Below are 11,117 nucleotides of genomic sequence, written 5' to 3'. Positions count from 1 at the left end.
CGCCCCAGGAGCCGTCTCGATGCAGCCCTCCGTCCCCCGCGCGCGTGATGTCGCGCGTCACGGACATCGACCAGACGCTCACGCGCACCAACATCCAGCTGGACCCCACCGGCCAGTCCACCATGGGCTTCGTCATCGCGGACGCGCAGCTGGAGGCCACGAAGGGCGCGAACGTGGGCGGCGCCCAGCTTGCCTTCATGAACCCGGGGGGCGTGCGCGCGGACCTGGTGCGCGACCCGGCTGAACCCAGCGACAAGGGCGCCGTCACCTACGGCGAGGCCTTCACCGTGCAGCCCTTCGGCAACAGCCTGGTCACCCTGACGCTGACGGGCGCGCAGTTCGAGCGCCTGCTGGAGCAGCAGTGGCCCAACGCCACCACCACCCGCATCCTCCAACCGTCCGCGGGCTTCACGTACGCGTTCAGCGCGTCCGCGCCCGTGGGCGCCAAGGTGGACCCCGCCAGCCTCCAGCTCAACGGCGTGGCCATCGACCCGGCCGCCAGCTACCGCGTCACCGTCCTCGCGGAGGGCACGAACCCGCTGGGCGGCGCGGTGGACACGGACGCGCTGGAGGCCTACCTCAGCGCGAAGAGCTCGGAGGCCGCGCCGCTCCCGGTCCCGGCGCTCGACCGCATCACGCGGCTGCCGTAGCCCTCACTGGGGGCCCGAGCCGCCCGTCGCGGGGCTCGATTCGCTGGGCAGGGAGGTCCTGGGGATGGGCAGCAACGAGGGGTTGATGTCGATGACCCGCTCCCTCGTCACTCGCTGGGCCAGCTCGTCGAAGTCCAGCTCCAGGAACTTCCCGGAGCCCTCCTCCGGGAGCGCGAAGCGGACCCGCCAGTAGTTGGGGCGGATCCGCACCGCCTCGCCGCTCTCCGCCAGCACCATGCCGGTCTGCCGGGCGTATTCCGCGCCCGCGTCGACGATATTGCGCTCCCCCAGTTCCTCCTGGACCGGCTGGGAGCTGGGGGGCACGGGCAGGCGGCCCGTGGGGCCGGTGGCACAACCCACACCCGCCAGGAAGGCAGGCAACAGAGCGGCGGCGAGGAGGCGGGGCAGCATGTCCAGACGTTGGACACGCTCCCGTCAACCTGCACCGTGGGGCGGCTTGCGAAACCACCACCCGTCGGATGCTCGCCCGGAGCAGCGGCACGGGGCCTGCTCCTCCGGTCCCCGCTGGAATGGAAGCTACTTGGGCGCCGGCACGCCCGAGGCGCGCTCCACGACCTCGTCGATGAGGCCGTACTGACGGGCCTCCTCGGCGCTCATGAAGTAGTCGCGCTCGGTGTCCTTCTCGATGCGCTCGATGGTGTGGCCCGTGTGCTTCACGAACAGGCCGTTGAGGTACGTGCGCAGCCGGAGGATCTCCTTCGCCTGGATGTCGATGTCCGTCGCCTGGCCCTGCGCGCCACCCAGCGGCTGGTGGATCATGATGCGGCTGTTGGGCAGGGCGTAGCGCTTGCCCTTGGAGCCCGCCAGCAGCAGCAGCGCGCCCGCGGAGGCCGCCTGGCCCACGCAGATGGTGGACACCGGGCACTTGACGTACTGCATCGTGTCGTACATCGCGAGCGCCGCCGTGACGGAGCCACCGGGCGAGTTGATGTAGAGGTTGATGCCCTTGTCCGGGTCCTCGGACTCCAGGAACAGCAGCTGGGCGACGATGAGGTTGGCCACATCGTCGTTGATGGGCGTGCCCAGGAGGATGATGCGGTCCTTGAGCAGACGGCTGTAGAGGTCGTACGCCCGCTCGCCGCGGTGCGTGGTCTCAATGACGAAGGGGACGTTCATGGCCCCCGTACCCTAATCGTCCCCCTTCCCGCGCGCTCCCCCCTTCTTGCTGGAGCGTGCGCTGTCCCACGCTTGCCCCTCGCCAGCCCGGGCTGGACCCTGGGCGGCCGCGGATTGAAGCGGCCCCTCCAGTCATGGCAAAGGGTGCGTCCGAAGCGGTCTTCAAGGGGGATGCATGCGGAGTCGGAGCTGGCTGTGGGCGTTGTTGGGAGGCGCACTGACGTGGGGCGCGGGCTGTGGTGAGAAGGACCCGCAGCCGCCTCCAGAGGCCCCCCTCCAACGGGCGGGACCCGCGTTCCTGGTGAAGGACGCCGCCGGAGGGACGCCGTCGCTGTTCGGCTTCGAGCCCTACAACGGCACGTCGATGGCCATCGACGTGGCGGGGACGCTCTACTTCCAGCGCGCGCCCGTCGCCTTTCCGAACAACCAGCTGTGGCGCAGCGACGGGACCCAGGAGGGGACCCGCCTGGTGAAGGGCCCCTGGTGGAACCAGCCCTCCATGGCGCCCGAGCGGCTCACCTCGCTCAACGGCCACCTGCTCTACGCGGCCCGCGTCAGCGCCGAGGACGGCGCACCCTACCGGCTCTGGCGCCATGACCCCGCCACCGAGACCGCGGAGGACCTGACGCCCTACCAGGACCTCCCGAAGGGCGCGCAGGGCGACGCGGCCGTGGAGCTGGTGGAAGCGCAGGGCCGGGCATTCTTCGGCGTGCAGGAAGGGGACGAAGGGGCGCTCTGGGTGACGGATGGAACCCGGAACGGAACGCGGCGGCTGCGGTCGGGGCTCGGGATGGAGCCGCCCCTGCCGCTGGCCAGCCTGGGAGCGCGGGTCTTCTTCTCCGTGCGGGACGCGGAGACGCACCGCGCGCTCTGGGTGAGTGACGGCACGACGGACGGCACGGTGAAGGTCAGCGACCTGGTGCCTCCCGGAGGAAGCGTGGGCGTCATCCGGTCGGGCGCCGTCGTGGGAAACCAGTGGCTCTTCTGGATGACCGCCCACCCCGAGGCCAGCAGCGAGCTGCAGCTGTGGAGGAGCGACGGGACACCCAAGGGCACCGTGCGCGTGGGCACGGACGCCTTCTTCAACACCGCCTACACCTCCAATCAAACAGGGGTCGTGCTGGGGGACAGCCTCGTGTTCCCCCGGTTCCGCTACCCCGAACAGGTCTGGGAGCTGTGGAAGAGCGACGGGTGGACCGTGGAGCTGGCGGCGTCCCTGGGCGCGCTCGAACAGGGCCCCATCGGGCTCACCGTCCTGAATGACCACGTGCTGTTCTGGTCGGCGAAGAGCCGGCCCGAATACACCCTCTGGCGCACGGATGGGACGCAGGCCGGCACCCAGCCCCTGCTGACGACGCGCATGGTGGACCAGTCTCCCCTGCTCCCACTCCCCCCGCTGGTCCTGAGCCGGCCCGGAGGCCCCATCCTCTTCTCCGCCTGGGACGCGGAGGCGGGCCTGGAGCTGTGGCGCACCGACGGCACGGTCCAGAGCACGGTGCGCTACGCGGACATCGAGCCGGGGCCCGAATCCTCCTCACCGGGATGGATGGTGGTGTCCGGCGGCCACGTCTTCTTCACCGCGCGGACGCAGGCCACCGGCCGCGAGCTGTGGGCCCTGCCCATCCCCTGAAGCGCGGGGCGGACCGTGCGCCGCCCCACGTTTGACCGCGAGTCGAACAACGTCCCCTTGTTGGGGACGGGCATCGTCCCAACACATCCCTCGCCGGCTCGCCCCCACCGTTGGGGCGAGCGGCATGTCAGGCGGGGGATGTCATGGGTTTGAAGCCGTCACCGGGAGCATGGGCCACCTTCCTTCTCACCTTGGGCGCGAGCCTCGGATGCGGGTCACCGTCCGAGCCCGAGCCCGGGCCGCCTCCCGAGGCCTCCGGACCCCAGGAGCCCGGGCCCACGCCCCAGGAGGAACAGGAGCAGCCCGGCCCGGTGACGGAGGCGGAGGCGGAGACGCCGCTCCCCGCCCCGCTCCTGTTGAAGGACGTCATCCCCCAGGACCCGGGCGCCCCCTCCCTGTTTCCTGCCAGCTTCGTCGAGCTGGGCGCGATCCAGTTCTTCACGCTGGATGACGGCATCCATGGACAGGAGCTGTGGCGGACGGACGGGACGCCGGAAGGCACGGCGATGGTGGCGGACCTGATGCCGGGGGCGCTGGGCTCGAACCCGGCCTCGCTCATCCCCATGGGGGGCCGGCTGTACTTCGTGGCCCGGACGCTGACGAACCCCAGCAACCCCGCGAAGTTCAGTGGCAGCGACCTCCATGGGCTGTGGCACACGGATGGCACCGCGCAAGGCACCGAACAGGTGGTGACCCTGGGCAGCTTCGCGTCCTTCATCACCGAGCACCAGGGCGTCCTCTACTTCGAGGCCCCGGCCGTGGACGAGTCCTACCGCGCCCGCCTGTGGCGCAGCGACGGCACCCCCGAGGGTACCTGGGAGCTGCACGCGGGCGGCGCCGCGAAGCATGGGTCCGTGGCTCCGGCCTGGCTGGGTGACTCGCTCTTCTTCCCGGGCACCGGCCAGGACGGCAACCCGGAGCTGTGGAAGACGGACGGCACGAAGGCGGGCACCGTCCGCGTCGCACGCCTGATGCGCGGCGACGGCCGTTTCGTGCCCCTGCACCTCACCGCGCTGAACGGAAGGGTCCTGTTCTGGGCCCATGGCGAGGCGCGGATGTTCCCCATCCCGTGGACGTCCGACGGCACGGAAGCAGGCACCGTCCCGCTGAAGGACCTCCAGTCGGGCCTCAGCATCCACGAGCAGCCCTCTCGCTTCGTCGTCGTGGGGAACACGGCCTTCTTCAGCGCCTGGGACGCCGAGGGCGGACAGGAGGTGTGGAAGACGGACGGCACGCCAGCAGGCACCGTCCGCGTCAAGGACCTGTGGCCGGGCCCCGAGGGCAGCAACCCCGGGGAACTCACCGTGCGGGACGGACGCGTCTACTTCAGCGCCACGGCGCGTGGATACGCCCCGGGGGTGTGGAGGACGGATGGAACGGTGGACGGGACCGTGGTTGTCGCGCCCCTGTCGGGTGGGGATCCGGCGCTGCTGCAGTCCTGGTCAACGCCGTCAGGCGGTCGCGGGGGTGTCTTCTACAGTGACTGGTGGCCGGAAGGAGGCCACAGGGTGTGGCACACGGACGGCACCGGCCTGGGCACGGTGCCCCTGCTCCCGGCATCGGACACGCACGCGTTCACCATGAAGGGCTGGGGCCTGGGCCTGCAGTACTTCACGTCCACGGACGGGACGCTGTGGGCGACGGATGGCACCCCGGAGGGAACCCGCGTGCTGCGGCGGTTCTCCGCGGTCCACGAGGACGTCTACTCCGCGAAGTTCACCCAAGCCGTGGCGCTGGACGGCGCGCTCTACTTCACCCGGCGGCAGCAAGTCCCCCTCGTGCCGGACCGGACCGGCTTCGTCACGGCGCTCTGGCGCTCGGATGGCACTGCGGAAGGAACGCGTCAGGTGAATCGCAAGGCCCCGGGGGTCTTCGAGCACGAGCCCACCTCCCTCACCCCGGTGAACGGCCATCTGCTGTTCGTGGATGAGCGCGACCGCAAGACGCTCTGGACCCTGGACGCCCGGACGGAGGAGGTCCGCCCGCTGACGGACCTTCCCCATGGCGACGAAACCCTCCCGCTCACCTCCACGGGCACGCAGGCCTGGTTCGTCCGCAAGCTGTCGTCCTCCCTCCAGGAGCTGTGGCGGACGGACGGCACGCCCGAGGGCATGGCGCTCGTGGCGAGCACGCCCGGGAGCTCGCCCTACGGCTGGACCCCCCACCTGCTCACGCCGGTGGGCCAGACGCTCTACTTCGCCTCGGGCGACGCATCGGAGCTGCGCGACTCGCTGTGGAAGACGGACGGCACGCCCGAGGGCACGGTGAAGCTCAAGACCTTCGCGGGCGGCCTCGCCCGGGAGGATCTCCTGGCCATCTACCCGGTGGGCTCGCGCGTGTACTTCCGGATCCTGGCGGAGACCCACCAGCTCTGGGTCACGGACGGCACGGCCGAAAGCAGCCGCTTCGTGTCCGAGCTGCCCGGCGACCGCCTCTTCTATCCAGGCAGGATTGAATGGGCCGCGGTGGGAGACACACTGTTCCTCTCGCTGGGTTCCGCCAGCGGCGAGACCCCGAGGTTGTGGAAGACGGACGGGCGGACCTCGGGAGTCGTGCGCGCCCTGCCCAGGATGGGCGTGACCGCGCCGCCCGTGAGCCTCACCGCGAACGGGGACCAGCTGCTGTTCTGGTGGACGGACGGCGCAGGCGGCTTCGAACTCTGGAAGAGCGACGGCACGGAGGCGGGCACGGTGCCCGTGAAGGACCTCCACCCCGGCGCCGCGGGCAGCGTGGCCATCCCCGGGCCGCTGGTGCCGCTGGGCCCGAAGGGGCCGTGGGTGTTCGCGGCATCCAACGGCGCCACGGGCGTGGAGCTGTGGCGGACGGACGGCACGGCGCAGGGCACGAAGCCGCTGGCGGACGTGCTGCCTGGACCCATGTCCTCGTCCCCCGCGAACCTGGTGGTCGCGGGCGACAGGCTGTTCTTCTCCGCGTGGACGCCGGAGACGGGCCGCGAGCCCTGGGTGCTGCCCCTGAAGTAGGGGCGGCCTAGAGGTTCCCGGTCATCTTCTCCGGGCGCACCCACTGGTCGAACTGCTCGGCGGTGACGAGCCCCAGCTCCACCGCCACCTCCTTCAGCGTCTTGCCCTGCTTGTGGGCCGTCTTGGCGATCTTCGCCGCGTTGTCGTAGCCGATGTGCGGGTTGAGCGCGGTGACGAGCATCAGGCTGCGCTGGAGGTTCTCCTGGAGGCGCGGGAGGTTGGGCTCGATGCCCACCGCGCAGTTCAGGCGGAAGCTGCGCATGCCGTCCGCGAGCAGGCGGCAGCTCTGCAGGAAGTTCTGGATGATGAGCGGCTTGAAGACGTTGAGCTCGAAGTTGCCGGACGCGCCGCCCAGGGAGATGGCCACGTCGTTGCCCATCACCTGGGCGGACAGCATGGTGAGCGCCTCGCTCTGCGTGGGGTTCACCTTGCCCGGCATGATGGAACTGCCCGGCTCGTTCTCCGGGATGTTGATTTCACCGATGCCCGAGCGGGGCCCCGAAGACAGCCAGCGGATGTCATTGGCCACCTTGAACAACACCGCCGCCAGGCCCTTGAGCGCGCCGTGTCCCTGCACCAGCGCGTCGTTGGCGGCCAGCGCCTCGAACTTGTTGGGCGCGGTGACGAAGGCGTGGCCGGTGAGCTTCGCGATCTCCGCCGCCACGCGCTCGGCGTAGCCCGGGGGCGCGTTGAGGCCGGTGCCCACGGCGGTGCCGCCCAGCGCCAGCTCCAGCATGTGCGGCAGGGCCGCCTCGATGTGGCCCTTCGCGCGCTCCAGCTGCGCCACGTAGCCGCTGAACTCCTGGCCCAGGGTGAGCGGGGTCGCGTCCTGCAGGTGCGTGCGGCCAATCTTCACGATGGACTGGAAGGCCTGGGACTTCTGGGCGAGCACGTCGCGCAGGGCGACCAGCTCCGGCAGCACGTGCTTCACCACGGCCTCCACGGCGGCCACGTTCATCGCGGTGGGGAACACGTCGTTGGAGCTCTGGCCCTTGTTGACGTCGTCATTGGCGTGGACCTTCCGGCCCTCGCCGCGCTCGCCGCCCAGCAGCTCCGAGGCGCGGTTGGCCAGCACCTCGTTGCAGTTCATGTTCGTCTGCGTGCCGCTGCCCGTCTGCCACACCAGCAGGGGGAACTCCTCGTCGTGCTGGCCGGCGAGCACTTCATCCGCGGCCTTCACGATGGCCTGGGCCTTCTCCTTGGGAAGGGAGCCGTTCTCCTGGTTCACGAGCGCGGCGGCCTTCTTCACCAGCACCAGCGCGTGCACGAGCGCCGTCGGCATGCGCTCGGAAGAGATGGCGAAGTTCTGACGGCTGCGCTGGGTCTGCGCGCCCCAGAGCCGGTCGGCGGGGACTTCGATGGGACCAAAGGTGTCCTTCTCGATGCGAACATTCTTCGTGCTCACGATGGACTCTCCAGGGCAGGAACGCTGTCCCGCGCGATTAACACCGCCGCGCCGCCGCGGCAGGACAGAGTGAAGGACCCGGCGTTAGTGTCACGTCGTGAGCACCCCTGGAATCATCAAGGCCCTCTTCCTGGCCCAGGAGCGCGGCACCCCCATGCGCCGCGTCCCGGAGGCCCGGGCCGTGGAGCAGCACGGCTTCGAGGGCGACCGCCACCAGCGCAGGGCGGTGGGCCACAAGCGCCAGCTCCTGCTGTTGGACGAAGCGCAGCGCACGGCGCTGGACGTGCCCGAAGGCGCGCTCAAGGAGAACGTGCTGGTGGTGGGCCTGCCGCTGGACACGCTGCCCCCGGGACAGCGTCTGGCGTTGGGAGGCGAGGTGGTGGTGGAGCTGACCGAACCCTGCGTGCCCTGCTGGAAGCTGGGCGCCCTGCGCCCCGGCCTCTTGAAGGACAGCTGGGGCCGCAGGGGTCAGCTCGCCCGGGTGCTGAAGGCAGGCACCGTGCATGAAGGCGACACCGTGCGCCTCTTGGACGTGAACCCGGACGCCCCGCGCATCATCCGGCCCAAGCTGCCCTGAACCCGATGAAAACAAGCTTAGTTTGAATTATTTAAATCACGCCTGCCTGGGTGACGCCGCCCGTGACTCCGTGACACACTTTTCTCAATCGTTCTCACGGCTCCTGGGGGCGCCTGCATGTCCATGCAATGGCTGGGTTTGGCGTTGGCGGCCTGGGGGCAGCTGCCGCCGGACGGCGTCGCGCAGCTCCAGAAGGTGGACAGCGTGATGCCCCACCTGCGGCGTCTGGCCGAGGACCCCGAAGTGGTGCGCGCCCTGCGCGCCCAGAACGCGCGCCGCACGCCGCTCGCCACCATCCAGGGGCTGGACGCGGAATGGATGGCGACCCCTTCCCTCACGCCCCTCAAGCAGCGCGTGCTGGACGGCCCCTGCACGGGCGCGCTCCGCCGCCTGCGGGAGCGGCTGGGCCCGGCGATGGCGGAGGCCTTCGCCATGGATGATCAAGGCGCGCTCGTCTGCGCCAGCCGGCGCACGTCCGACTACTGGCAGGGCGACGAGGACAAGTGGCGCCTCACCTACGCCCAGGGCCGCGGGGGCCCCGAGCTGAAGGAAGCCCCCTTCTTCGACGAATCCTCCCAGGCCTACGTCATCCAGGTGTCCCTCCCCGTCCGCGACGGCGCCCAGGTCATCGGCGCGCTCACCGTGGGCCTGTCCCTGCTCGACCTGTGACACCGACCGTTCCCGTTCCCCACCTGGGTTCTCCTGCATGCGACTGCTGTCCGGATTGAAGTTGCGGGGCCGCCTCACGCTGTGGATCTGCCTGCTGCTCGTCGCGGCGCTCGTCCCCGCTGTCGGAGCAGGCGTCCACACCATCCGTCGCAACCTGGAGCAGCAGGTGCACGGCGTCCTCCAGGTGGAGGCGGACGGCCTGCAGGACCTCATCGAAGCCTCGCTGCACGAGCGCGAAGCGAACGCCCGCGCGTGGACCGAGGACGCCATCGTGCGCGGCGCCCTCCTCTTCGACACCTACGCCAAGAGCGACGCGGTGCTCGCCTCGCTGAACGGCCGGCACACCAGCTTCGCCGGACTGGTCCTGTTCACCCCCGACGGACGCGCCGTCTCCGTGAGCCGGCCAGAGCTGCGCCAGGCCTTCGCCGGCCGCGAGCAGGAGGTGCGCGCCGCGCCCTGGTTCCAGACCGCGCTGGAGGACCGGCTGGACGCTGGCGTCCTCACGGGCGCCCTCACGAAGAAGGACCCGTTCCTCGACCGCCCGGTGATGCCCCTGGCCCTGCCCGTGCTCAGCCCCATCTCCGGCGCGAGGGTGGGCGTGCTCCTGGCCGCGTATGACTGGGGCCAGTTGGAGAAGGTGGTCGCGGGCGCGCTCCAGCGGGCCCAGGACCGGGGCCAGAAGAGCTTCACCCTGGAGGTCCTCGCCCCGGACGGTGCCAGCCTCTTCAGCGCCCGCGCCGAGGGCACGCCGAGCCTCGCCGCCCCCGTGCGGGCCGAGGTCCACAACGGCGCCGCCCACCGCTTCGCCGCGAGCCAGGGCTGGCGCTTCGTGGCGGCGATGGAAGCGGACGAGGCCTTCCTGTCCCTGCGGCGCTTCCTGCAGCTCAGCCTGCTCGCGGGGGCCGCGCTCCTGGGGGTGGCCGCGCTGGCCGCCTGGGCCCTGGCGCGGGGGGTGACGCGGCCCATCGCCACGCTGAGCGCGCTGGTGTCCCGCGTGGTGCGCGAGGGCGACCTCACCCAGAAGGTGGAAGCCCACGGGCACCAGGACGAAGTGGGCGAGCTGGCCTCCGCCTTCTCCCGGATGATGGACCACCTGCGCGAGTCCACCACCAGCCTCCAGCAGGCCACCCGCGTCCTGGGGCAGACGGTGGGCGAGCTCACCGAGGCCACCGAGCAGCAGGAGCGAAACCTCATCCGGCAGGGCACCGCCATCCAGGAGACGCAGGTCACCGCGAGGGAAATCCAGCAGACCTCGCAGCTGGCCGCGGAGCGCTCGCAGGCGGTGCTCGCGCTGGTGGCGCGGGCGCGTGAAGCGGGCGGCTCCGGACAGACGGCGCTCGGCGCCAGCCTGGACGGCTTCGAACAGCTGCGCGACCACGGCGCGCGCCTGGCCGAAGGCATCTCCTCCCTCAACGAGCGCACGCAGCAGATTGGCGGCATCACCCAGACGGTGAAGGACCTGGCGGACCAGTCCAACATGCTCGCGCTCAACGCGGCCATCGAAGCGGCGCGCTCCGGCGAGCACGGCAAGGGCTTTGGCGTGGTGGCGCGGGAGATCCGCAGCCTCGCGGACCAGTCCATCCAGGCCACCGGCCGGGTGCGTGACATCCTGGACGCCATCCGCGGCGGCATCCACGACACCGTGGCGCTGTCAGAAGAGGGCCAGCGCCGCTCCGAGGCGGGCCTGGCCCAGGTGCGCGAGAGCGGTCAGAGCCTGCGTGCGCTGACGGACATCATCCAGGACAACGCGTCCGCGGCCCAGCAGATCGCCGCCGCCGTCATCCAGCAGAACGCCGGCATCGCCCAGATTTTCGCCGCCGTCACGGACCTGTCCCGGATGATGGATGACACCCTCCAGGCCATGCAGGGCACCCAACGCATGACGCATGCCCTGCGCGGCGTGGCCGAGCGCATGGAGTCCGTGGCCGGCGTCTGGCGCGTCTAACCCCCTTCAGGGAAGTTGGGTAAGGGACCGGCGGTTGCTCCATGGAGGGGGCGCTTCCATGGCGTGGCAGCCGAGGCATTGGACGGCCCAGCAACTGGAGGAGCGGCGGCTTGCGGCCGGACG

9 protein-coding genes are annotated in these 11,117 nt (G+C 70.8%); 6 read left to right on the top strand and 3 right to left on the bottom strand.

Going from position 1 to position 11,117, the window contains the following annotated elements; genetic code table 11:
* Positions 1-650, top strand: a 650-nt coding sequence (locus D7V80_RS37505) for a 5'-nucleotidase C-terminal domain-containing protein (RefSeq protein ID WP_233586021.1), incomplete at its 5' end; no start/stop codon positions are given.
* A 3-nt stretch (positions 651-653) separates the two neighbouring features.
* On the opposite strand, the gene D7V80_RS37500 is transcribed toward D7V80_RS37505, so the two are convergent.
* Together D7V80_RS37500 and clpP are read right to left on the bottom strand one after the other, a co-directional pair.
* Positions 654-1,061 (bottom strand): hypothetical protein, encoded by a 408-nt coding sequence (locus D7V80_RS37500; RefSeq protein WP_120592631.1) that lies wholly within the window; start codon positions 1,059-1,061, stop codon positions 654-656.
* 126 nt (positions 1,062-1,187) lie between these two features.
* Complete coding sequence (clpP, locus tag D7V80_RS37495) at positions 1,188-1,787, bottom strand: ATP-dependent Clp endopeptidase proteolytic subunit ClpP (protein ID WP_014399808.1); 600 nt, start codon at positions 1,785-1,787, stop codon at positions 1,188-1,190.
* A 175-nt stretch (positions 1,788-1,962) separates the two neighbouring features.
* Between clpP and D7V80_RS37490 the strand changes: the two genes are divergently transcribed.
* Complete coding sequence (locus D7V80_RS37490; protein WP_120592630.1) at positions 1,963-3,417, top strand: hypothetical protein; 1,455 nt, start codon at positions 1,963-1,965, stop codon at positions 3,415-3,417.
* Positions 3,418-3,560: 143 nt separating this feature from the next.
* Entirely contained in the window at positions 3,561-6,398 is a 2,838-nt protein-coding gene (locus D7V80_RS37485) for an ELWxxDGT repeat protein (protein WP_147447344.1), read from the top strand.
* 7 nt (positions 6,399-6,405) lie between these two features.
* On the opposite strand, the gene fumC is transcribed toward D7V80_RS37485, so the two are convergent.
* Positions 6,406-7,803, bottom strand: coding sequence for a class II fumarate hydratase (gene fumC, locus D7V80_RS37480; protein ID WP_120592628.1), 1,398 nt, complete (start codon positions 7,801-7,803; stop codon positions 6,406-6,408).
* A gap of 97 nt (positions 7,804-7,900) precedes the next feature.
* Here fumC and D7V80_RS37475 point away from each other — a divergent pair, with 97 nt between their 5' ends.
* The 3 genes from D7V80_RS37475 (at position 7,901) to D7V80_RS37465 (ending at position 10,994) form a co-directional block, all read left to right on the top strand.
* Positions 7,901-8,380, top strand: a complete 480-nt coding sequence (locus tag D7V80_RS37475) for an MOSC domain-containing protein (protein WP_233586020.1) — start codon at positions 7,901-7,903, stop codon at positions 8,378-8,380.
* 117 nt (positions 8,381-8,497) lie between these two features.
* On the top strand, positions 8,498-9,049 hold the full coding sequence (locus D7V80_RS37470) for a PDC sensor domain-containing protein (RefSeq protein ID WP_199738952.1): 552 nt from the start codon (positions 8,498-8,500) through the stop codon (positions 9,047-9,049).
* Between the two features lie 37 nt (positions 9,050-9,086).
* Entirely contained in the window at positions 9,087-10,994 is a 1,908-nt protein-coding gene (locus tag D7V80_RS37465; protein ID WP_120592627.1) for a methyl-accepting chemotaxis protein, read from the top strand.
* Positions 10,995-11,117: the final 123 nt, after the last annotated feature.

The sequence above is a fragment of the Corallococcus sp. CA054B genome, from assembly GCF_003611625.1.
Lineage (GTDB): Bacteria > Myxococcota > Myxococcia > Myxococcales > Myxococcaceae > Corallococcus > Corallococcus coralloides.
The sequence above is the reverse complement of the archived record's forward strand: the minus strand, read 5'-3'. Positions and strand labels throughout refer to the sequence as shown.

What these genes read in the sequence shown, in the direction of transcription:
- D7V80_RS37500 (WP_120592631.1), bottom strand. Translation starts at nt 1,061, where the DNA reads ATGCTGCCCCGCCTCCTCGCCGCCGCTCTGTTGCCTGCCTTCCTGGCG.
- clpP (WP_014399808.1), bottom strand. Translation starts at nt 1,787, where the DNA reads ATGAACGTCCCCTTCGTCATTGAGACCACGCACCGCGGCGAGCGGGCG.
- D7V80_RS37490 (WP_120592630.1), top strand. Translation starts at nt 1,963, where the DNA reads ATGCGGAGTCGGAGCTGGCTGTGGGCGTTGTTGGGAGGCGCACTGACG.
- D7V80_RS37485 (WP_147447344.1), top strand. Translation starts at nt 3,561, where the DNA reads ATGGGTTTGAAGCCGTCACCGGGAGCATGGGCCACCTTCCTTCTCACC.
- D7V80_RS37470 (WP_199738952.1), top strand. Translation starts at nt 8,498, where the DNA reads ATGTCCATGCAATGGCTGGGTTTGGCGTTGGCGGCCTGGGGGCAGCTG.
- D7V80_RS37465 (WP_120592627.1), top strand. Translation starts at nt 9,087, where the DNA reads ATGCGACTGCTGTCCGGATTGAAGTTGCGGGGCCGCCTCACGCTGTGG.